Consider the following 21,156-nt stretch of genomic DNA (forward strand, 5'->3'; position numbering starts at 1 on the left):
AACCCCGCATATTGCCACTTGAACTTCTTTAGGAACGACCTGCGCGACATGGCTACAGCAAAGAAAAAAGACCTGTTCGGTGGTAAGAAAGATGCCGCCTCTGAGAGCTATAACGCCAGTTCCATTGAAGTTCTGGAAGGCCTCGAACCCGTCCGCCTGCGCCCCGGTATGTATATTGGCGGCACAGATGATCGAGCGCTGCATCATCTCTTTGCCGAAGTCATCGACAACTCCATGGATGAAGCCGTCGCCGGTCACGCCTCCCGCATTGAGGTCGAGCTGGACGCGGAGGGTTATCTCTCCGTCTCTGACAATGGGCGCGGTATTCCGATTGGCCCGCATCCGAAATTCCCGAAGAAATCGGCGCTGGAAGTCATCCTGACCGAGCTCCATTCCGGCGGGAAATTTTCGAATAAGGCCTACGAGACATCAGGCGGCCTACACGGGGTTGGCGTGTCGGTTGTGAATGCCTTGTCCGACGTGTTGGAAGTCGAAGTCGCACGGGACAAGACACTCCACGCCATGCGATTCGAACGCGGCAAGCCGATTGGCAAGATCAAGAATATGGGCGCGATCAATAATCGTCGCGGGACCAAACTCCGCTTCCATCCAGATGCAGAGATTTTCGGCAAGCAGTTGAAATTCCGCGCAGCAAAATTGTTCAATATGTCGCGCGCCAAAGCCTATCTCCAACCTGGCGTAGAAATCCGCTGGAAATGCGCACCGGAGAAATTGAAGAACTCACCGGATATTCCGGAACAGGCCGTCTTCCATTTCCCCGGCGGGTTGGCGGATTATCTCTCCGAGACCCTCGGCAAGAAGGCCACGATCACGGATACAATCTTCTCTGGCAAATCGAAAAAAGATAGCGGTCACGGCCGCGTCGAATGGGCGATCAGTTGGTCACCGGAAGGCTATGGCGAAGCGGATAGTTTTGTGCGGTCCTATTGTAACACCGTCCCAACCCCCGGCGGCGGAACGCATGAGGCGGGCTTACGCGCAGCCATCACGAAGGGCCTTCGCGCCTATGCCGATCTGACGGGCATGGGCAAGAAGGTCAGCCATGTGACGCCGGATGATGTGATGTTTGGCGCAGGCGCCCTCGTCTCCGTCTTCATCAAGTCGCCGGAATTTCAGGGCCAGACCAAAGACAGATTATCTAATTCCGAGGCCTCCCGCCTCGTAGAGACCGCCATGCGCGATCCGTTCGATCATTGGCTGGCCAGCTCTCCGAAGGACGCCACCAAGCTCCTTGAATGGGCGATTGAACGCGCGGATGAACGCGTCAAACGCCGGAAGGCCCGCGACGTCAAACGGAAGTCCGCAACCAAAAAACTCCGCCTGCCCGGCAAGCTCGCCGATTGTTCGCAAAAGGGATCCGAGGATACGGAAATTTTCATCGTCGAGGGCGACTCCGCGGGTGGTTCGGCTAAACAAGCGCGCGACCGGAAAACGCAGGCGATCCTGCCGCTCAAGGGTAAAATCCTGAACGTTGAGTCTGCGACCATGGCGAAAATTCAGGCCAATGCCGAAATCGGTGACCTGACCGTCGCGCTGGGCGTGGGTCTCGGTAAGAAATTCGATCTTGATGATCTCCGCTATGAACGCGTTGTGATTATGACCGATGCGGATGTGGATGGGGCGCATATTGCGGCGCTGCTGATCACCTTCTTCTACCGCTACACGCCCGGTTTGATCGAGGCGGGCCGTCTCTACATGGCGATGCCGCCGCTCTATAAAATGACGCAGGGCAATAAGACGATTTATGCTGTCGATGACCTGCACCGCGAAGAGCTCATGCAGACTGAATTCACGGGTAAGGGCAAAGTCGAAATTGGACGGTTCAAGGGCCTCGGCGAGATGAACCCCGCCCAGCTCAAAGTCACCACGATGGACCCCGCCACCCGCACCCTCGCCCGCATCACGCTGGACGCGGATGAAATGGCAACGACAGAGAGCCTCGTCGGGACATTGATGGGGAAACGCTCTGAATTGCGTTATGAGTATATTCAGGAACACGCCCAATTCGTAGAGGCTGTGGATGTTTAAATCGCGGCTGGACCGCGCGCTGGCAAGTATTCGTCAGCGAACAGACCTCACTGCGGATATCGCGGTTATTCTCGGCTCCGGTCTTGGCGATTATGCGGAGGGTCTCGACGGCGTTTCCATCCCATATGCGGAAATTGACGGGTTCCCCCAATCAACAGCACCGGCCCATAAAGGCGTGTTACACATTGGCGAACACCGCGGACAGAAAGTCGTCATCCTTCAGGGCCGTCTCCATCTCTATGAAGGGCACAGTCCGCAGGACGCCGCCTTCCCCGTCGAGGTTGCAAATGCCCTCGGCGCAAAAACAATCATTCTCACCAATGTCTCCGGCGGTCTGAACCCTGATTACAAACCAGGTGAGATCATCGCCCTGTCCGATCATATCTATCTCCCGGGTCTGACGGGACAAGGCGCATTGGTCGGGCGACAGGATGCGAACCGCTCACCCTTCGTCAACCTGACACAGACCTATCATGAGGCTTTACTCGACCTCGCTAATAAGGGCCCGGAAGGACGACTCAAACGCGGCATCTATGCCTGCCTGGCCGGACCTCATTTCGAAACGCCAGCAGAGGGCCGCATGCTACGGATGCTCGGCGCGGATATGGTTGGAATGTCGACAATCCACGAAGCCGTCATGGCACGGTATTTGGACATGAAAATCTTGGCTTTAAGCCTCATCGTCAATCCTGTGGTCACCGATATCGGCACACAGGGCGTTGTCGATGAAGTCGAAATTTGGGATGTTGTGAAACAGGCGCAGCCGCGTTTCGCCGCACTCCTCAATCACATACTCACTGGACTGAACTAATCTACCTTCGCCTTTAATGCAGTCGCAACGCGGTCCAATTGTTCCAGAACCACATCTCGTTTGTCGGCCTCCACCGCGGCCAGCATTGCCCCCATATTGACGATATCCTGTCTGTGAATAGCGTCCCGCAATGATTGACCAGTTGCCGTCAGGTGATAGGCGCGGGCGCGACCATCTTCCTTATGACGCGCGCGGACCATTAATGCTTGTTTCACGAGCCGGTCCAAAGCACTTTGTAGAGTTGTCGACGCAACCCCTAATGACTGCGCAATATCCACCGCCTTTGTCCCCGGATTCTGATCCACATAGCGCAAACATTGAAAGTCCACAGGATTATACTTCATCCGCCCTTCCGCCGGAGAGAACTGGGTTTCGTCCACAAGAAACAGGTTCAGCAATGTATTCACGGCCTCCAGAAGTCGTTCCTCATCAGACCTATTCGATTTCTGCATGATGCCTATGCCTTTACTTAATACGAAATTCGTAATATATAATGCGATATTCGTATTAACTCTAGAGAGCTATGCCCCATGCGTAAAGTCCTTCAAAAATCGTTTATTCTCGTTGCGGCCCTGTCCTTGGCCGCCTGCGGAACGGTTGAGCCACCTGCCGTTCCACCCGCTGATGTCGCGTCCTATCCGGACATAACGAATAAGGGTTACGCCACCCATGAAGTTGACGTTGTCTTTGAAACGCCAAGAGATTGGCTGCGCACTTGGTTGGAGTCGGATACACATTTCGTCAATGCGATGGAGGAGACGGAAAATATCAAGAAACCGGTCGAGACCGTCTACCTTGATGATAATTGGCCGAAAGTCGGGGCGGTCCGCCGCGTCAAAACCGCAGATGGTCATTTCGTGTTAGAGCGGGTTGTCAAAAATACCCCGGAGATTTTCCAGTATCAGATCTGGAATATAACGTCCGGTGCCGGACAAAATGTCGATTACATCCTCGGCACACAAAGGTACACGGTCGTAGGAGACGAACAGACACGCCTGCAATGGAGCTACTCCCTGAAACCGGATGCGGGATTCAAACGGCCCTTCGTCGCCCGATTTGTGAAATCCGATATTGCGCCCTTCCTAGACGGCGCGACGGAACGCGTCGTGGCACTCGCCAATGAAACATATGCGGCAGAACAAGAATGAACCTCCCCCAACTCTCCGTCGCGACCGGTCGGTTCGTGACGGGGCTTTTCTTCGTTCTGGCGGGGGTGAACAAACTCACGTCTTATAGCAGCACCATCTCGCAGATGGAGGGCGCGGGTCTTTCCGGAGGGCTCCTCCCCCTCGTCATCGCGCTGGAATTTGGCGGTGGGCTTATCCTGCTTCTCGGGAAGGGGCGACAGATCTTCATCGCGACTTGTATCGCGCTGGCCCTCTTTACCTTGGCAACCAATGCTGTTTTTCACAAATTCTGGGAATTGGAAGACCCCATGCGAACGCTGGAACTGAGCCTGTTTTTTAAAAATCTGGTGATTGCGGGAGCGCTGATAACTTTCGCAGGATTAAAAGCGCAAAGCCTTACTGATCAAAGTCCGGCAGCTTAATCTCCGGCGTTTTGCAACCGATGACCCAGACATCATAGACCCCGTGATCCAGTGCGGAGAGCGCAGGGCGAGTCGCGAACATCCAACCGGAGAAGACAGTTTCCGGTTCGGACTGATCGCCCTTGCCGTCAAGTTTCGCCTCGTGGATTTTCAGGAAGGCGAAGGTTTCGGGTAATTCTTCGGGTGGGCGTTTTTCGCAATGCACAGCGTCAACGGTCAGGCTGCCATATCTGAGACTGTCGCCAATCTCGACCGTGAAATCTTCCGTGGTCGCCGTGACTTTATCAAGCGCGCGGAGGACGACCGCCGTGCCTTTGATATTGGCAGCTTGCGCGGCAACGCCGGACATAAGGGTTAGGGAAATAGCGAGAGCGACGCGCATGATCTAATCGCCCGGTGTCCAGGCTTCATAATCCGCCGCAACTTTATCGCGAACACCGCCGCGATCCAGACTGCCCTTGGGCTTATAGGCCAGCGGCGTTCCGGTCAGATTCGGGATGTGGCTTTCCTGCCAACCATGCACTTTGATATCGATATCTTCGGGGAGTTCGTCATAAGTGTGGTGCAACCAGCCACTCCAGACGGGTGGGACTTTCGACGCTTCGGCATAATTCGAATAGGTCACATAGCGACGGGTCCGCCCGTCATAGGCCAGCTTTGTGCTCTCGAAATACTGGTTGCCATACTCATCCTCACCGACCTTCACGGCTTTGGTGCGGATTTGCAGCTGCGTACCGAGTGTGGATCCGTTCCACCATGTGAATAGACGTTTGAAAAAGGCCAAAACCCGACTCCGGAAGCAAAATATCTAAGGGCGTAGTAAGCCCCGCACTCCCCTCGGTAAAGCGCGAATGTGGGTGCATTATGGCCGGAACTGTCAGAGTATACGAAGCGCAACCGATTTTTTAAGAGCCCAACATGACCCTTATTCCATTTCTCCACCAACTCTCGCAAGCGCGCGAGGCCGTCTGGATTGACGCTTTTACATTGGCCGCACCCGAGTTGACGCTGCGTCCTCTGCGCAACCTATCTGAAAGGGAAAAGGCCACGGCGACACTTGCCGTATTGGGCGATGCGAAGTCTGACGATTTGGACGCCCTTCCAAACCTCGTCTGGGCGCAAAATCTTTGGGCGGGCGTAAACGGCATTGTCGACCAATGCGCTGCGCGGAATATCGGCCTGACGCGAATGGTTGATCCGGATATGGCGCGGACCCTGTCGGAATATGTGTCAACCGCTGCGCTCACCCTGCATCGTGATTTCCCGACATATACAAAACAGCAAGCCCATGCAGAATGGGTTCAACACACTGTGCCACTGCCGGAAAGCCGTACCATTGGTGTATTGGGACTGGGTGAAATCGGAACAGTCACGGCAAAGCAACTCGCCATGAATGGGTTTGAGGTCTGGGGTTGGGCACGTTCGCAAAAAGACATTGCGGACGTGACGTGTCTATCCGGCGAGGATGGATTGACCCGCCTTCTCTCCCACGCGGATATGGTGGTGCTGCTCCTGCCCCTGACGGACGCGACCGAAAATCTGGTCGATGCATCTTTTCTGTCGAAAATGAAACAGGGGGCCAGTCTCATCAATGTCGCGCGTGGCGGGCTAATTGATGATGCCGCCCTCCTCTCGGCACTGGATGGCGGAGGGGTGGGTCACGCCGTGCTGGATGTCTTCCGCGAAGAGCCTCTGCCCTTGGCTCATCCTTTCTGGCAGCATCCCAATGTCACGGTCACACCCCATGTCGCAGCCACTACACGCCCCGAAACCGCTGCGCCGATTGCCGCAGCAAATATCCGCGCCTTTCTGGACACGGATGAAATGCCGGATGTGGTTTCGCCAAAGCGCGGATATTGAGCCCCGTATTGTGGCTTCGCGGTCACACAACTGCATTGAATCGAAAGGTTACAGCTATTTTAATTGGGGTACGCGACTTGCAAGCGGTAAAACATGTCGATGACAAAGCTCAGACAAATCCTTCTTTGCAGTTTACCGCTGGCCTTTCTCGCCACACCGGCCACTGCGCAGATTCGCGTGGATGCCCGCATCCAGATGAGCAGCGGGTCCTGCGCAGGCTGCGACCTGTCCAACAAGTCCATGAACGGCGTTCACCTGAACAATGCCAATATGGCGGGCAGTTCGTTCAATAATTCTAATTTGTCCGGCGGGCGGCTTGATAACTCCGACCTGTCCGGCGCGCATTTCCGCAGTGCCCTGATGTACCGCGTCCAAGGCGCAGGCGTGAAAATGCCCCGCGCGATTTTAGAAGATGCGACATTGACCGAAGCCAACCTCCCGGATGCGAAATTCGCAGAGGCCAATTTCAGCCGCGCCGATCTTTCCCGTGCGGTTTTTACGAATACAGATTTTAAGGGCGCGAGGTTTGACCAAACGATATTATCCGATGCCGTTCTTGATGGTGCAGATTTGTCGGGTGCGGACCTCTTCACCTCACAGGGTTTGAAACAGGCACAGTTGGACACGGCTTGCGGCGACATGCGAACGCGTTTGCCCGTCGGCATGTCCGTCCCCTATTGCGAAGGCGCGAAAAGCGAAACCGCAGAGCATGACCATAGCGGAATGAGCGCGGAATTGGACATCGCCGCACGGCGGATCGACCGCGCGATTAGCGATGTTGAGAATTTACTCGCAGCGACTGGCGCAAATGACCGGGTGCTGCGGACACGGTTGCAGCGTATTCATAGTGATTTGGTGCAGAGTAAGATGGCACTGGAACGGTAGATATTCCCGGGCTACTTTACCCTCAACTTGATTGGGGGCGGGACCCATTCGCATAAACTCTCAAAATTGAATTAAATTATTAGGTTGTAACCGTAACATCGATGTCCCCATCAAGCATCAAGATAAACGTAAAGCCCTCGCATGGATCCCGGGTAAAGCCCGGGAACCCAAAAAAGATAAATCTTATCTAATCTTTCGGCGCAGGCGCGACCGTCTTGATGTTCAATTCCTTCAACGCAGATTGATCAACTTCCGCTGGGGCGTTCATCATCAGGTCTTGTGCATTGCCGTTCATCGGAAAGAGGATGACGTCGCGGATGGTGTCCGTGCCCGCGAGGAGCATGACCATGCGGTCCACACCCGGTGCGATCCCACCATGCGGAGGTGCGCCGAATTTGAACGCATTGATCATGCCCGCGAACTTATCGTCCACGACTTCAGGGCCGTAACCCGCGATTTCAAAGGCTTTATACATGACGTCGGCTTTGTGGTTCCGGATTGCGCCGGAAGACAGCTCAATCCCGTTACAGACGATGTCATATTGATAGGCGAGGATGTCGAGTTTCTTCTCATCCGTATCCGCTTCCAATAACACGTCCATAGCCGTTTTGCCCTCGGGGGCTTGCGGCATCGAGAATGGGTTATGCGAGAAATCGACTTTCTTATTATCTTCGTCCCACTCATACATCGGGTAATCCACGACCCAGCAGAATTTAAACCCGGCGTCTTCGTCGATTAGACCGAGGTCTGCGGCGACTTTATTACGCGCAGCACCTGCAAGTTTGTAAGCTGCGGATTTTTTACCCGCCGAGAAGAACACACCGTCGCCAGCTTTCAAGCCCATCTTGTCGAGAAGCGCGGCGAGCAATTTCGGCTCAAAATTCTTGAGCGCAGGGTCTTGCGAAACAACGGCACCGTCTTCCTCGCGCAAACGCGCATAGCCGAGACCGGGGGCCTGCATTTCTTTCTTCGCCCATTTATCCATGGAGTCGAAGAATTTACGGGACTGGCTGTCCGTCGCGCCCGGTGCGGGAATGGCGATAACCTTACCGCCGCCCTTTGTAATTTTCGCAAAGATACCAAAACCCGTCTTGCTCTCATCGAGGAAGAATTCGGAGACGTCTGTGAGCTCAAACGGAATACGCAGGTCCGGTTTGTCGGAGCCATATTTTTCCATCGATTCCTTGTACGGGATGCGTGGGAATGGCGTCTGGACTTTACGGCCATCGGCAAATTCTTCAAACACGCCCGCCATGACGGGTTCGATCGCCTGGAAGACATCTTCTTGCGTCACGAAGCTCATCTCGACATCGAGCTGGTAGAACTCACCCGGGGAGCGGTCGGCGCGCGCATCTTCATCGCGGAAACACGGCGCGATTTGGAAATAACGGTCAAAGCCCGCGACCATGAGCAGCTGTTTGAACTGCTGCGGCGCTTGCGGGAGGGCGTAAAACTTACCCGGGTTCAGGCGGGACGGTACGAGGAAGTCCCGCGCGCCTTCTGGCGATGACGCCGTCAGGATTGGTGTTTGAAATTCGGTAAAGCCTTGCGCGATCATACGGCTACGCAGGGAGTTGATGACCTGTCCACGCAGGATGATGTTGTTGTGCAAGGTCTCACGCCGTAGGTCGAGATAGCGATGCTTGAGGCGGATTTCCTCAGGATAGTCCTGCTCGCCAAAGACGGGCAACGGCAACGGGTCGGCTTGGCTCTCGATCAGGAATGTTTGGGCGCGTAACTCAACTTCACCCGTGGCGAGTTCGGCATTTACGGCTTCTGCATCGCGAGCAAGGACTTCACCCGTTACAGTAATAACGGATTCGGACGGGCAACGCTTCGCCGTCTCGTAAAACTCTTCATTCGGATAAACGACAACTTGGGAAATGCCGTAATGGTCGCGCAAATCGATGAACAGCGCATTGGCATGTTCGCGTTTGCGGTGGACCCAGCCGGAGAGTTTGGCGGTTGATCCAACGTCGGAAGCGCGGAGTTCACCGCAAGTGTGGGAACGGAAAGCGTGCATTTTATGACTCCTGGCCCGTCTATCAGGGCCCTTGGGATGCCGGCGGAGAAACGGTCCGCAGCCATCGGGTTAACGTGTCGCGCGAGATAGACGATGGGTGCGGAGTGTCAAGGTTTATGGGCGGCAGTCTCACCGGCCCATATATATAATCCTCGACAATTTATTGGTTTCAATCACACCAAATTGACGCATCGGCCCTTGCGTTACGTTAACGTGAACGTTAACTGCACCCTATATCTGAATACAGGGTGTTCGGCCTTTTGCCTGCCCCTGCCCGCAGAAAACGTATTTAAGCCAACGCAAACAAGTCGGCGACCATCGCAAGAGGAAACACCATGACCGAAGCCTATATTTATGACGCCGTGCGCACACCGCGCGGCAAAGGAAAATCCGACGGTAGCTTGCATGAGGTGACTCCGGTCAACCTCGCGGCGCAAGTCCTCGAAGCTGTACGGGATCGCAACGGGATCGATTCTGCGGAAATCGAAGATGTGGCGATGGGCTGCGTTTCCCCAGTGGGCGAGCAAGGCGCGGTCATCACGCGCTCCGCTATTTTGCAAGCGGGTTACGCGCAAACAACGTCTGGCATTCAAGTCAACCGGTTCTGTGGCTCCGGTCTCGAAGCCTCCAACATTGCGGCAGCAAAAGTTATGGCGGGAGAATGCGACCTCGCCATTGGCGGCGGTGTCGAGCATATGTCCCGCGTACCGATGGGATCAGATGGCGGCGCGATGGCAACCGACCCAGCTGTCGCGATTGCGAATTATTTCGTGCCGCAGGGTGTGTCTGCTGACCTGATCGCGACGAAGCACGGTTTCTCCCGCGATGATGTTGATGCCTATGCGGTTGAGTCCCACAAACGTGCGAAACGCGCTTGGGATGAAGGCCGCTTTGCCAAATCCATCGTTCCCGTGAAAGACATTCTCGGCATGACAATCCTTGATCATGACGAAACAATCCGTCCTGAGACAAATATGCAGTCGCTGGGCGCACTGAATCCATCCTTTAAAATGATGGGTGAAAACTTTGGTTTCGATAATGTTGCGAACCAACGTTATCCGGAAGTCGAAAAGATCAAACACGTCCATCATGCGGGCAACTCCTCCGGCATCGTGGACGGAGCCGCTGCGCTTCTCATCGGGAACAAGGAAACGGGCGAGCGGTTAGGCCTTAAGCCTCGCGCTCGCATTCGCTCCATGGCCTCTATTGGGTCAGAGCCGACAATCATGCTGACCGGGCCTGAATTTGCGGCACAGAAAGCGCTGAAACGCGCGGGCATGAACGTCAATGATATTGACATTTATGAGCTTAATGAGGCATTCGCGGCGGTCGTCCTGCGCTTCATGCAGGCGCTCGACATCGACCACTCCGATATCAACGTGAATGGCGGCGCGATTGCGATGGGTCATCCCCTCGGCGCGACAGGCGCTATGATCCTCGGCACGATGGTGGACGAGTTGGAACGCGCGGATAAGGAAACCTCCCTCGTCACGCTCTGCATTGGCGGCGGTATGGGCACAGCTACAATCATCGAACGCGTTTAAGCCTGAGAAAAAGAGAACAAGACAATGGCAAAATATAATAATTTCACACTAGATACAGATGCGGACGGAATTGTCCTCCTCACCGTCGATGTTCCCAATCAGACGATGAACGTCTGGACGCCGGAATTTATATCCGAGTTCGATACATTCATCGACGATTTCAATTCCAATGAGGATATGAAGGGCCTCGTCATCACCTCCGGCAAATCCAACGCGTTCCTCGCGGGGGCCGACTTGGAAATGATGAGCAAGAATTCCTCCCTGACGGATGGCGAGATCACGAAGCAGGATTTCGAAGATGCGATGGTCCTGCAACGCGCTTTCCGGAAGATGGAGAATGGCGGCCACACGGTGCGTCAGATGCAACGCGAAGGCAAGAAAGCCAAGCCTTGCGCCGCGGCCATTGAAGGCCTCGCCCTCGGCGGTGGTCTGGAAGTCTGCCTCGCGACGCATCACCGCGTTGTCGCCGACAATCCAAAAATTAAACTCGGCCTGCCGGAAGTCATGGTCGGCCTCCTCCCCGGTGCGGGTGGGACTCAGCGCTCCATGCGTCTGATGGGTCTGCAAGCGTCAGCTATGCTCTGCACACAGGGCAAACCGCTCGATCCAAATAAAGCCAAAGCGCAAGGTCTCGTCCACGAAGTGGTCGAACCCGGCAAAACGGTCGAAGCCGCCAAAGCCTGGGTCAAGGAAAACGCCAAGGGCGTGCTCGCGCCATGGGATGTCAAAGGTTTCAAAATTCCGGGGGGTGGCGGTGCCATGAACCCGAAATCGGTGCAGTTTTTCATGGCGTCCGGCGCAATGGCACTGCAACAGACCAAGCGGAACTACCCCGCCGTCGAAGCGATCTTGTCCTGCCTCTATGAGGGCTCCATCGTCCCCATCGACACAGCGCTGGCCATTGAAGTCAAATATATCATGAAACTGATGTCGGGTCCGACATCGAAGAACATGATCCGCACACTCTTCCTCAACAAGAACGCGGCTGAAAAAGGTGCGGGTCGTCCCGAAGGTATTCCGCAGCAAGATATCAAAAAAGTCGGCGTCTTGGGCTGTGGCCTGATGGGTGCGGGTATCGCGCATGTCACGGCCAAAGCGGGCATGGAGGTCATCTCCCTCGACCGGAATATGGAAGAAGCGCAGAAGGCCATCGCCTATTCGCAGAAAATCCTCGACAAGAAAGTCAAACGCGGTCGCATGACGCAAGAAAAAGCCGACGCTTTCCTCGCACGCATCACGCCGACGGATAATTATGACATGCTGAAAGATGTCGACCTCATCATCGAGGCCGTGTTTGAGCGTCCCGATGTGAAAGCAGACGTGATCAAGAAGACAGAAGCCGTCATCGGCAAAGACGTCATCTTTGCGACGAACACATCAACACTTCCGATTGGTGGATTGGCGAAACATTCCTCGCGTCCGGAACAATATATCGGCATGCATTTCTTCTCGCCCGTCGACAAAATGCCATTGCTGGAAATCATCCCGCATGACGGCACAGGCGATCTCGCCCTTGCCGTTGCGATGGATTACAACAAGAAAATCCGCAAGACACCGATTGTCGTCAAGGACGTGCGTGGTTTCTTCACGAACCAGGTTTTCCCGCCTTACATCAATGAAGCCGCTCTGATGGTCACAGAAGGTGTCAGCATGGCCTTGATCGAGAATTGCGCGGCCAATCTCGGCCTGCCCATTGGCCCGCTCGCCGTCTCGGATGATACAACGCTGAAGCTGGGCTATGACATCATGAAATCGACCCAGGAAGAAATGGGCGACAAATATGTTCCAACAGGTGCGGAAGAGTTCATCGAGAATATGGTCACGAAATGGGACCGCGGCGGTCGTCGTCTCGGCGCTGGTTTCTACAATTATGACAAGGACGGCAAACGTCTGAACCTCTGGGAAGGCATGACGGAGCATTACCCGCTAGCCGAAGAGCAACCTTCGCCGGAAGAAGTCTCGCAGCGTCTGCTATACTCCCTCGTCGCGCCATCGGCTCGCACATTTGCAGAAGGTGTCGTGCCGGACCCACAAAGCGCAGACCTCGGCGCAATCTTCGGATTGGGCTTCCCGCCTTACACGGGTGGACCGCTCTCCTATATCGATACAATCGGCCTCGACGCCTATGTTGCAACAGCGGACATGCTCGCCCAACGCCACGGCGCGCGGTTCACCCCGCCGCAAATGGTGCGCGACATGGCCAAGAAGGGCCAAACCTTCTATGCCGACAGCACACCGTCCTCCAAACGCGTCTACACGCGCAGCGGCCTAAACCGCATGCTGGAAGTCGAAGTCGTGAAGATCGCAAATGCGATGGGCATTGCGGCCAGCGTCGATGATTTGAAAGCCGATACGGTGAGTAAGATTTTGACGGCTCAGGCGGGGAAGCGGGCGGCTTAAGCCAAAGCTAAATTTGAGACTTTATGACCCCGCCTAGTGCGGGGTTTTTTTATTTTGCATTCGAGAATTTACTATTGAAAAATTGATGGTCATTGAACGACTTATCCATGTGTTATAGCAGTTCATAATGGCCGACAGTAACGACGAAACTCACAAATTTTTTCCCGCTGATAGATTATTCAATGTCTTAGCAAGACCAAATTATAAGTCTCTATTGAAAACATGGAATACGGCGGTCGACAGAGTTGACCTTCAGCCTCAAGGCGCAATCACTGCAGCGAAAACACTCATTGAAGGAACCTGTAAATTAATACTTGATCACTTTGAAGAGCCTTACGGCAAGAGCGATGACATGCCCGTATTGTACTACAATACAGCGTTGAAGTTAGGGATTGCTGTTAACAAGCAGACTGGAAAGGGAGCGAAAAAGTATTTTGGAGGTGTTTCAACAATTATCCAGTCCATCAATGAAATGAGAAATTTAACTGGCGATGCACATTTTGGCCATGAAAACACTGCAGAATACTCGACTGCTCTTTCTGAAGCACAATTAGCTGTAAATTTAGCTGGTTCAGCTTGTATGTATATACTGTCTTGTTTTGAAACTTATCTAGTCGAAAAAGAGAGGGTCACTCCTGACGGAAACCTTGTCTTAAAATTTGATCAAGCGACAGTATGGCGACTAATTGATCATACACGTAACGCTCCAAAACATCGCACGTATTGTGGAAGCGATGCACGGGAAGGGTTATGGCTTGTTGGCGACGTAGGCTTATATTTGATGAGCAACGGTATACCAGCAATTGATCAGTCAGGTATTATTAGAAAAAAACTCGATGAGGGTTCTTCAAATCTTTGTGTTTGGGCTGATGGCTATGATTATAACCATTCTAATTTTGACAACGTTAATGGTCTCCACCGCCTCGTCGAGAATGGTTCAGATTTCTGTTTTTTCCTAGAAACTGATCAATTCATTGAAGCATTACAGGACTCAGAAAAAGAGATCATAGTCGTTCTCGACATTAGCGATCCAGAGCGATATTCGTACGGAGTATTTTCAGACAAAAATAAGTCAAGTATTACTCAATTTTTCAAGACTGAAGTTCCATAGTTTATTGCATAAATACAACGCGCGTTACCCCCGCATCCCAACCTGCACATCCCCCACCCGCAACGGAACCGTCAGCGATAAACCCGCCAACGTTCTCGCTCGCGACAGTGCCACATAAGCCTGCCCCATGGCAAAAGCCCCGCGTCCCAAATCAATCCGCACATCGTCCAGCGTCAAACCCTGCGCTTTGTGGATCGTCACCGCCCAGGCGAGTATTAGCGGCATCTGCTGGAAACTGGCCGTTGTGGTTTCGACCATTTTCTGCGCAGCTTCGTCCCATTTGTAATTAATCATATCCCATTTTTCGGGTTCGATTTTTCGGGTTGAGGGATTGCCATCAAACCTAACGAAAACCTCTTCCGCCGAGAGGTCGACGACCGTGCCGAGCGAACCGTTGACCCAGCGTTTCAGCGGATCATTGCGGACGGCCATGACCCGCGCGCCTTTTTTCAAGGCGAGTTTTTCGGGCGCGGGCAGACGGTTGGCGCTGAACCGGCCCTTGGTCTCGCACTCATATTCGACCGTTTCGCTCGTCAGGTCTTGCAATCCCCGCCGATTATAACGTTCCGCAATCGCATTGGTCGAGGTCAGCAGGACGGGCGTGTGATCGTCGCGATGGGGACGGACGCAGGCGTCATTAATCGCCTGTACCGTTTCCTCGACATGGCGGGCAACGCGCAGGTTGGAGAGCAGTCGTACAAATTCCGCATTACGCTGGCGGTAGACCGTGTTGAGTTCAAAATGCACAGGCAGGTAATTTTCCAGTACATTCGAATTATAGGCATAGGGGCCGGAATAGCCGCGCTGCGCGAGGACCTGATGTTCGGCCTGCGGGATGACGGGCGGGAGTTGGTAGAAATCCCCGACCAGAAGCAGGCGCACACCGCCAAAAGGTTGGGACGGATCCCGCGCTTTCCGCAGTGTTAAATCTATGCCATCGAGAATATCCGCGCGGAGCATGGAGACTTCGTCAATGATGACGAGCTCGACCTTTTTCCAAAGACGGTTCTTTTTTTGATCCGCCAGCGCGGCAGCGTCGATGATTTTAAACGGAAAGCGAAAAAAGGAATGGATGGTCTGCCCGCCGACATTCAACGCCGCGACACCCGTCGGGGCCAAAACGACCGTATTCGGAAAATCGCAAACACGTTTGATGTAATTGACCAAAGTCGACTTACCGGTCCCCGCCTCCCCCGTCACGAGGATGGGCGATGTGTCGGAGGACGTCAGTTGCTCGAGAATATGCGCGATGGTGGGATCATCCGCATAATTTTCAGGGAATTGATTGGAAATCACGCTTAAGCCTTTTTCGTCCAACGTCCACGTTCATCCTGTTGGTAATAGGCAAGGCTTTCACCCGCATCCTTTAGGGTTTTCCATCGGCCCCGCTCGCGCTGAATATCCTCTTGCGAACGGCCGTTAATCATGACCATGGCGCGGCTGGCCCCGGCCATATCCGTAACTGACGCCCCGTCGATCAGAAAGACAGCATCAAAGCCCTCGGCGCTGTCCTTCCCGGCACTCAGGAGAATGGGCTGCAATGACTCCATCGGTTCGTCATCCCGGCCATGGGGCAGAAAAGCATCATCGCGAAAGGTCCAGAGAAACTCATCCATCTGGGCGAGTTTCTCTGCGGGCATTTTCACAAGCGCCCGCCAGCCCTTTTCCAATGTCTTCTCAAGCAAGCCCGGCAAGACACCTTCCAGCGTCGAAGCTTCGAGATGGTAGAACCAATAATCGGCCACGTTAGCCTTCGTAATTATCCGCAATCCAACGATTAAGCAGACGCACGCCAAAGCCTGTCCCAAATGTGGGTTCGCGCGGATCTTTGGAGCCGTTTTTCATACCCGTTCCGGCAATATCGATATGCGCCCAAGGCAGGTCTTTTTTGACAAAACGACCGAGGAATTGTGCCGCCGTGATGGACCCCGCAGCACGCCCGCCAATATTTTTCATATCCGCATTCGGGCTGTTGAGCATCTTGTCATAGGCGTCGGCCATGGGCAGGCGCCATGTCAGATCCGTCGATGTTTCCCCTGCGGCGACGAGTTCTTTTGCAATTTCGTCATTGCGCGAGAACACGCCCGCATATTCATGACCGAGAGACACGATAATCGCGCCGGTTAGGGTCGCAAGATTGACCATCGCTTTCGGCTTATATTCTTCCTGTGCGTAGTGGAGCGCGTCCGCGAGCACGAGGCGGCCTTCCGCATCCGTATTCTGAACTTCAATTGTCTGACCGGACATGGACACGACGATATCACCGGGCAGTTGCGCTTTGCCGTCAGGCATATTCTCAACGAGACCAACAAGCCCAACAACGTTCGCTTTGGCTTTGCGTTTCGCGAGACCAATCATCGCACCGACAACGGCGGCGGACCCGCCCATATCGCCCTTCATGTCCCACATATTCGCGCCGGGTTTGAGGCTGATGCCGCCCGTATCAAATGTGACGCCTTTGCCGACGAGCGCGGTTGGGGCCTCGCCTTTTTCACCGCCCATATATTTCATGATGACGAGCTGGCTTTCCCGCTCAGAGCCGAGACCGACACCCAAGAGAGAATGCATGCCCAGCTTTTCCATTTTCTTTTCGCCGAGAACTTCCACCTCAATGCCAAATTCGGAGAGTGTCTCAATCCGGTCCGCATAGGCTTTCGGATAAATCTCATTGGGCGGCGCATTGACGAGATCGCGGGCAAATACGACGCCGTCACCGACAGGGCCGAAATAATTATCATAGGCCGCCTGCGAAGCTTCTGCGTCGTCAGAGACGATTGTGATCGACCCCAGATGCGGCTTCTTCGCCTTCGTGGCTTTCGACTTGTGCTTTTCCCAGACATAGGCCGCTAGGCGCGCGCCAAGGGCCGCCCGTGCCGCGTCAACAGGTGTGGCATCTGTGCCGTCCAAATGAACTGTCAGCTCCGTCTCGCCCGTTCCGCGTAAGGATTTCGCAACCCGTGCGGTGGCCATTTCGTAATCGAAATGGTCTTGATCCCCGCGACCGCGCATGAAGAGCTTGACTGTGCCGCCGCCTGTGACCGCATAAGTCTCAAACCCATCACCCTTTTTGCCGTGAAAGTCAGCCGCTTTGGCCGCCGCACTAAGGGCTGCACTGTCATAGGCGTGTCCTTCCCCGCTGGCAGAAATAACAAGGGCCGCGCCTGAATTTGCAGCGCCGGGACTGGAAAATGTGACTTTCATGAAATCGCCTCAATCTAGTAGTTTCCGCACTGGTAAAGGAAGCAGACGGGCATTAGAAGACCCTGAATTCGTGAAATGCGCACAGAAATTCTGTGGGACCGCATTTTGTCACCGGGACGCCAAACGCCACAGCCATGCCAGTGTTGCAACGCTATATTTTTTCGCAGGCTTTTCTGCCCGCTATTTTGTCCCTGTCGGCACTCGCATTGCTGGCATTACTGACGCAATCCTTACAGACGCTCGACCTGATTGTTGAGAACCGCCAGAGCGCGACAACATTTTTCTACATCACGATCTTGGCTCTGCCGCAGCTCATTGGAATTATTCTACCGCTCGCCGTTTTTATGGCCGCGATTTATGCCCTGAACAGGATGACGAATGATTCCGAACTCGTTGTTGCGAAAGCCAATGGTGTTTCCCCTTGGTCAATTGGTACACCCGTCTTGCGGCTGGGTGTCTATGCTCTGCTTCTCCACCTGATCATCAATCTGCTTGTCCAGCCGCTCTCTTTTCAGCAGATGCGCAAGGAAATCCTGAAAGTCCGCACGGATATTGCCAGCCAGATGGTACAAGCCGGAGAGTTCGTGACCCCTGCTCCCGAACTGACTGTCTACACACGTGAAATTATGCCGGACGGTGAATTACGTGATGTCATGATTCACGACGCGCGAGACCCGAACTCGATTACGACTCATACGGCCAAGACCGGGCGGTTGCAGCGCTCCACGAGTTTTACGTCTCTGGTCTTAGTAAATGGCTCTGTTCAAACGCCTCTGGATGATGGCGGATTGGATGTCGTTGCGTTTGAAACCTATCAACTGGACCTTTCAGATGTCGTAGCGCTGGATAATGTGCTGCGCCTCAAATCATCTGATAAGTTTCTCCACGACCTCCTTCGCCCTGATCCCCGGGATTACATCACGCCGAAAACAAGGCGGGAACTGGCGGCGGAGGGTCACGCGCGACTGGCGTCACCACTCTATAATCTCGCCCTTGTCCTGCTGACTCTTGCCTTCCTGCTGCGCGGGCAACATTCAAAACTGGGCAATGGGCGTAAAATTGCCATTTGTGCCGTGACAGGGTTTAGCATCCGGTTAATCGGGTTTGGACTCGCCTCCAGTGCCGAAGGGAATTCAGGCTTGAACGTTGCGCAATATATTCTACCCATCATCGTGATCCTCGTCTTTCTCGCCTATCTTATGAACCGGGGACGCGTTCGGTTCGGAAAAAAGCGCGCAGGGGCCGCTTACGACACGGCTATGACGAATGCGCCTGAAGTGAAACTCTCATGACCGGCGCGACACTTTCCAGATATATCGCGGGCCGAACCCTGCGCGGGATTGGTCTCGCCTTTCTGATTGTCACAGCGATCATCACTCTGGTCGATTTCGTTGAGGGGTCTCGGAATATCGGCGCGGATGTGGATGTCGGCTTATTCGATCTATTGGGCCTGACATTTTTGAAAGTACCAAAACTAATTGAACAGACGATCCCTTTCGTCGTTTTGTTTGGCGTCATGGGCGCACTTTTTGGTATGAACCGACGGTCAGAACTTATCGTCATGCGCGCCTCCGGTCTTTCAGCTTGGCGATTTCTACGCCCGGCTCTGATTGTCTCGGCTGTACTCGGCATCCTCTGGGCGACGGTTGGCAACCCCGTCGCATCAGACCTTATGAGCCGCTATGAAACGCGGTCCACCGAACTTACAGGCGGAGCCTCTGCACAGGAAATTTGGTTGCGCGAGGGATCAGATTCGGCGCAGCGTATCATACAGGCGAAAGTACTGGCCGGGAAACGATTGGACGGCGCAACTTTCTACGAAATGACTGTGGAAGCGGACGGCACGACCAGCTTTGCCCGCCGCTATGATGCGGACCAAGCCGAATTACGCACCCCAGGATATTGGACTCTAACCAAAGTGATTGAGAACGCGCCGGGTGAGGAAACGCAGAGACTCGAAACCATCACACTCCCGACCGCTATTGGGCCGGAGGAATTAGCAGAGCAGACGGGTCGCAAGTCCGACCCACCCTTCTGGAAAATCCGCAGCGAAATCGCGGCCAATAAAAAGGCCGGGTTTTCCGCGCGGGCGCTCCACCTCCAGCTTAACAAATTGCTCGCGCTGCCGTTCCTGCTCGTTGCCATGACATTTATTGCGGCGGGTGTGTCCATGTCGCTGACACGACAGGGCGGGACATTACGGTTGCTTGTGACGGGTGCAGTGATGGGATTTGCGGTTTTCTTCGCCGATAGTGTCATGAGCGCTTTTGGCGAAGTTGCGATTCTCCCCGTCACCTTAGCGGCTTGGGCCGTTCCGGCGCTGGTCCTGCTACTCGGCATCACCTATCTCGCCCGGATTGAGGACGGATAGCTACAACTGAAACCTGACCGTAGTTTAATACACTTCGCATCAGCCGCGCCCTAAACTTGCGCAAGATTATCGGTGCGGTATAAGCCGCCAAACCTAACTGAAGACGACACTATGCGCTTTTCAATGAAATCCGCCCTCGCGGCCCTACTACTGACAACAGCTACGCCCGCTATTGCCTCCGCGCAGAGCGCCCCGCACGGCATTGCTGCTGTGGTAAATTCCGACATCGTGACAATCCACGACCTGCGCCAACGGGTCCTGTTCATGCTCGCCACGACGGGTGCGGAAACGGATGAAGCGACGCTACAACGCCTGCAAACACAGGCCTTGCGTAACTTAGTCGATGAGCATTTGCAGATGCAGGAATCGGCCAAATATGAGCAGACGATTTCAGATGAGGAAGTTAATCAACGTGTCGCGCAACTCCTCTCGCGGAATGGTGCCGACCCACGTGAGTTGATTGCCAATCTCTCTGCCGCAGGGGTATCGATTGAAACGCTCCGTGATCAGGTCCGATCCGAGGTGGCTTGGCAACGAATCGTCAACGGTCTCTACGGCTCCCGTATTCGCATTTCCGATGCGCAGATTGACGAAACACTCAACCAAATCACAGCCAACGCGTCCAAGCCGAATTACCGCGTCGCAGAAATCTATATCGAAGCCTCGCCGGATATTGGCGGCATGGACGGTGCGATGGAAGGCGCCAATGCCATGATCACGCAAATTCAGGGCGGCGCCCCCTTTCCGCTCCTCGCACAGCAATTTTCCAGTGCCGCCTCTGCTGCTCGGGGTGGGGATGTCGGTTGGGTCCGCCAAGGTGAGTTACGACCTGAGATTGACGAGGTTATCCAACAGATGGAACCCGGCAGTGTTTCCCGACCAATCCAAGTTCCGGGCGGCGTTTATGTTGTCGCGCTCGTCGAAACCCGCATTTCCGAAGCAGACACGCTCTACAAGCTAAAGCAGGTCACTGTGACAGACGAATTTGAGACAGCGAAATCCCGCCTCATCGAACTGCGTGACGTCGTCACCAGCTGCGACTCGCTGGAAGAAGATGTTGCAAATTTTGAGAATACGGAAGCCGCCGATATGGGTGAGTTAAAAGCCTCCGAGATCAGTGACGAAATCGCCGCTACGCTGGAGAAGACGGATGTAGGCGCGCTGTCTGATGCATTTGAACGTCCTGACGGCGCGACATCCATCATGGTCTGTGAGCGGCAGGCAACGGGATCTGACATTCCAACACGTGACGCCATTGAAGATCGCCTGCTCGATCAGCAACTCGCACAGGCCTCCAAACGTGCTCTGCGCGATCTTCGCCGTCAGGCGACGCTCGTCGTTCGCTAAATCCT

General features: G+C 54.4%; 19 protein-coding genes. 12 read left to right on the forward strand and 7 right to left on the reverse strand.

Annotated features, from left to right (window positions below; genetic code table 11):
- Positions 1–48 precede the first annotated feature (48 nt).
- Positions 49–2,049: a DNA topoisomerase IV subunit B gene (gene parE / locus ACP9M6_RS12550; RefSeq protein ID WP_427451598.1), complete on the forward strand. Its 2,001-nt coding sequence runs from the start codon at positions 49–51 to the stop codon at positions 2,047–2,049.
- Positions 2,042–2,860 (forward strand): purine-nucleoside phosphorylase, encoded by an 819-nt coding sequence (locus ACP9M6_RS12555; RefSeq protein WP_427451600.1) that lies wholly within the window; start codon positions 2,042–2,044, stop codon positions 2,858–2,860. Before parE ends, ACP9M6_RS12555 begins: the two co-directional genes overlap by 8 nt.
- Here ACP9M6_RS12555 and ACP9M6_RS12560 read toward each other — a convergent pair.
- Positions 2,857–3,312 (reverse strand): MarR family winged helix-turn-helix transcriptional regulator, encoded by a 456-nt coding sequence (locus tag ACP9M6_RS12560; protein ID WP_427451602.1) that lies wholly within the window; start codon positions 3,310–3,312, stop codon positions 2,857–2,859. The genes ACP9M6_RS12555 and ACP9M6_RS12560 overlap by 4 nt on opposite strands.
- A gap of 78 nt (positions 3,313–3,390) precedes the next feature.
- Here ACP9M6_RS12560 and ACP9M6_RS12565 point away from each other — a divergent pair, with 78 nt between their 5' ends.
- Positions 3,391–4,008 carry a hypothetical protein gene (locus tag ACP9M6_RS12565; RefSeq protein ID WP_427451603.1) on the forward strand — a complete coding sequence of 206 codons (618 nt, stop codon included), beginning with the start codon at positions 3,391–3,393 and terminating at the stop codon, positions 4,006–4,008.
- Positions 4,005–4,409: a DoxX family membrane protein gene (locus tag ACP9M6_RS12570; RefSeq protein ID WP_427451604.1), complete on the forward strand. Its 405-nt coding sequence runs from the start codon at positions 4,005–4,007 to the stop codon at positions 4,407–4,409. The genes ACP9M6_RS12565 and ACP9M6_RS12570 overlap by 4 nt, the downstream gene beginning before the upstream one ends.
- On the opposite strand, the gene ACP9M6_RS12575 is transcribed toward ACP9M6_RS12570, so the two are convergent.
- A complete protein-coding gene (locus ACP9M6_RS12575; protein ID WP_427451605.1) occupies positions 4,384–4,791 on the reverse strand; it encodes a DUF2155 domain-containing protein in 408 nt (135 codons plus the stop codon). The genes ACP9M6_RS12570 and ACP9M6_RS12575 overlap by 26 nt on opposite strands.
- 3 nt (positions 4,792–4,794) lie before the next feature.
- Entirely contained in the window at positions 4,795–5,193 is a 399-nt protein-coding gene (locus ACP9M6_RS12580) for an NADH:ubiquinone oxidoreductase subunit NDUFA12 (protein WP_427451607.1), read from the reverse strand.
- Between the two features lie 134 nt (positions 5,194–5,327).
- On the opposite strand from ACP9M6_RS12580, the gene ACP9M6_RS12585 reads away from it, so the two are divergent.
- A complete protein-coding gene (locus ACP9M6_RS12585) occupies positions 5,328–6,269 on the forward strand; it encodes a 2-hydroxyacid dehydrogenase (protein ID WP_427451609.1) in 942 nt (313 codons plus the stop codon).
- 99 nt (positions 6,270–6,368) lie between these two features.
- Positions 6,369–7,154 carry a pentapeptide repeat-containing protein gene (locus tag ACP9M6_RS12590; RefSeq protein WP_427451611.1) on the forward strand — a complete coding sequence of 262 codons (786 nt, stop codon included), beginning with the start codon at positions 6,369–6,371 and terminating at the stop codon, positions 7,152–7,154.
- A gap of 187 nt (positions 7,155–7,341) precedes the next feature.
- Here the strand turns inward: ACP9M6_RS12590 and aspS are convergent, their stop codons facing one another.
- Entirely contained in the window at positions 7,342–9,177 is a 1,836-nt protein-coding gene (gene aspS / locus ACP9M6_RS12595) for an aspartate--tRNA ligase (RefSeq protein WP_427451613.1), read from the reverse strand.
- 335 nt (positions 9,178–9,512) lie between these two features.
- Here aspS and ACP9M6_RS12600 point away from each other — a divergent pair, with 335 nt between their 5' ends.
- The 3 genes from ACP9M6_RS12600 to ACP9M6_RS12610 all read left to right on the forward strand — a co-directional run bounded on the left by ACP9M6_RS12600 (position 9,513) and on the right by ACP9M6_RS12610 (position 14,232).
- Positions 9,513–10,721, forward strand: coding sequence for an acetyl-CoA C-acetyltransferase (locus tag ACP9M6_RS12600; protein WP_427451614.1), 1,209 nt, complete (start codon positions 9,513–9,515; stop codon positions 10,719–10,721).
- Positions 10,722–10,745: 24 nt separating this feature from the next.
- Positions 10,746–13,121 carry a 3-hydroxyacyl-CoA dehydrogenase NAD-binding domain-containing protein gene (locus ACP9M6_RS12605; RefSeq protein ID WP_427451616.1) on the forward strand — a complete coding sequence of 792 codons (2,376 nt, stop codon included), beginning with the start codon at positions 10,746–10,748 and terminating at the stop codon, positions 13,119–13,121.
- A 127-nt stretch (positions 13,122–13,248) separates the two neighbouring features.
- Positions 13,249–14,232: an abortive infection family protein gene (locus tag ACP9M6_RS12610; protein WP_427451618.1), complete on the forward strand. Its 984-nt coding sequence runs from the start codon at positions 13,249–13,251 to the stop codon at positions 14,230–14,232.
- Between the two features lie 24 nt (positions 14,233–14,256).
- Here ACP9M6_RS12610 and ACP9M6_RS12615 read toward each other — a convergent pair whose 3' ends face one another.
- The 3 genes from ACP9M6_RS12615 to ACP9M6_RS12625 are packed head-to-tail and all read right to left on the reverse strand — an operon-like array spanning position 14,257 to position 17,433.
- The gene (locus ACP9M6_RS12615; RefSeq protein ID WP_427451620.1) at positions 14,257–15,528 is read right to left on the reverse strand and encodes an ATP-dependent DNA helicase; all 1,272 of its coding nucleotides are present in this window, start codon (positions 15,526–15,528) and stop codon (positions 14,257–14,259) included.
- A gap of 2 nt (positions 15,529–15,530) precedes the next feature.
- Complete coding sequence (locus ACP9M6_RS12620) at positions 15,531–15,977, reverse strand: DNA polymerase III subunit chi (RefSeq protein ID WP_427451622.1); 447 nt, start codon at positions 15,975–15,977, stop codon at positions 15,531–15,533.
- Between the two features lies 1 nt (position 15,978).
- Positions 15,979–17,433, reverse strand: a complete 1,455-nt coding sequence (locus ACP9M6_RS12625) for a leucyl aminopeptidase (RefSeq protein WP_427451623.1) — start codon at positions 17,431–17,433, stop codon at positions 15,979–15,981.
- 92 nt (positions 17,434–17,525) lie between these two features.
- On the opposite strand from ACP9M6_RS12625, the gene ACP9M6_RS12630 reads away from it, so the two are divergent.
- The 3 genes from ACP9M6_RS12630 to ACP9M6_RS12640 all read left to right on the forward strand — a co-directional run bounded on the left by ACP9M6_RS12630 (position 17,526) and on the right by ACP9M6_RS12640 (position 21,151).
- Complete coding sequence (locus tag ACP9M6_RS12630; protein ID WP_427451625.1) at positions 17,526–18,725, forward strand: LptF/LptG family permease; 1,200 nt, start codon at positions 17,526–17,528, stop codon at positions 18,723–18,725.
- Positions 18,722–19,804, forward strand: a complete 1,083-nt coding sequence (locus ACP9M6_RS12635) for an LptF/LptG family permease (RefSeq protein WP_427451627.1) — start codon at positions 18,722–18,724, stop codon at positions 19,802–19,804. The genes ACP9M6_RS12630 and ACP9M6_RS12635 overlap by 4 nt, the downstream gene beginning before the upstream one ends.
- A gap of 111 nt (positions 19,805–19,915) precedes the next feature.
- On the forward strand, positions 19,916–21,151 hold the full coding sequence (locus tag ACP9M6_RS12640) for a peptidylprolyl isomerase (protein WP_427451630.1): 1,236 nt from the start codon (positions 19,916–19,918) through the stop codon (positions 21,149–21,151).
- Positions 21,152–21,156: the final 5 nt, after the last annotated feature.

The sequence above is a fragment of the Litorimonas sp. WD9-15 genome (assembly GCF_050271975.1).
Lineage (GTDB): Bacteria > Pseudomonadota > Alphaproteobacteria > Caulobacterales > Maricaulaceae > Litorimonas.

Excerpts from the sequence above, each read along its gene's own strand:
- ACP9M6_RS12570 (WP_427451604.1), top strand. The coding sequence starts at position 4,005 with ATGAACCTCCCCCAACTCTCCGTCGCGACCGGTCGGTTCGTGACGGGG.
- ACP9M6_RS12575 (WP_427451605.1), bottom strand. The coding sequence starts at position 4,791 with ATGCGCGTCGCTCTCGCTATTTCCCTAACCCTTATGTCCGGCGTTGCC.
- aspS (WP_427451613.1), bottom strand. The coding sequence starts at position 9,177 with ATGCACGCTTTCCGTTCCCACACTTGCGGTGAACTCCGCGCTTCCGAC.
- ACP9M6_RS12640 (WP_427451630.1), top strand. The coding sequence starts at position 19,916 with ATGCGCTTTTCAATGAAATCCGCCCTCGCGGCCCTACTACTGACAACA.
- parE (WP_427451598.1), top strand. The coding sequence starts at position 49 with ATGGCTACAGCAAAGAAAAAAGACCTGTTCGGTGGTAAGAAAGATGCC.
- ACP9M6_RS12565 (WP_427451603.1), top strand. The coding sequence starts at position 3,391 with ATGCGTAAAGTCCTTCAAAAATCGTTTATTCTCGTTGCGGCCCTGTCC.
- ACP9M6_RS12625 (WP_427451623.1), bottom strand. The coding sequence starts at position 17,433 with ATGAAAGTCACATTTTCCAGTCCCGGCGCTGCAAATTCAGGCGCGGCC.
- ACP9M6_RS12555 (WP_427451600.1), top strand. The coding sequence starts at position 2,042 with ATGTTTAAATCGCGGCTGGACCGCGCGCTGGCAAGTATTCGTCAGCGA.
- ACP9M6_RS12590 (WP_427451611.1), top strand. The coding sequence starts at position 6,369 with ATGACAAAGCTCAGACAAATCCTTCTTTGCAGTTTACCGCTGGCCTTT.
- ACP9M6_RS12560 (WP_427451602.1), bottom strand. The coding sequence starts at position 3,312 with ATGCAGAAATCGAATAGGTCTGATGAGGAACGACTTCTGGAGGCCGTG.
- ACP9M6_RS12605 (WP_427451616.1), top strand. The coding sequence starts at position 10,746 with ATGGCAAAATATAATAATTTCACACTAGATACAGATGCGGACGGAATT.
- ACP9M6_RS12610 (WP_427451618.1), top strand. The coding sequence starts at position 13,249 with ATGGCCGACAGTAACGACGAAACTCACAAATTTTTTCCCGCTGATAGA.
- ACP9M6_RS12600 (WP_427451614.1), top strand. The coding sequence starts at position 9,513 with ATGACCGAAGCCTATATTTATGACGCCGTGCGCACACCGCGCGGCAAA.
- ACP9M6_RS12635 (WP_427451627.1), top strand. The coding sequence starts at position 18,722 with ATGACCGGCGCGACACTTTCCAGATATATCGCGGGCCGAACCCTGCGC.
- ACP9M6_RS12585 (WP_427451609.1), top strand. The coding sequence starts at position 5,328 with ATGACCCTTATTCCATTTCTCCACCAACTCTCGCAAGCGCGCGAGGCC.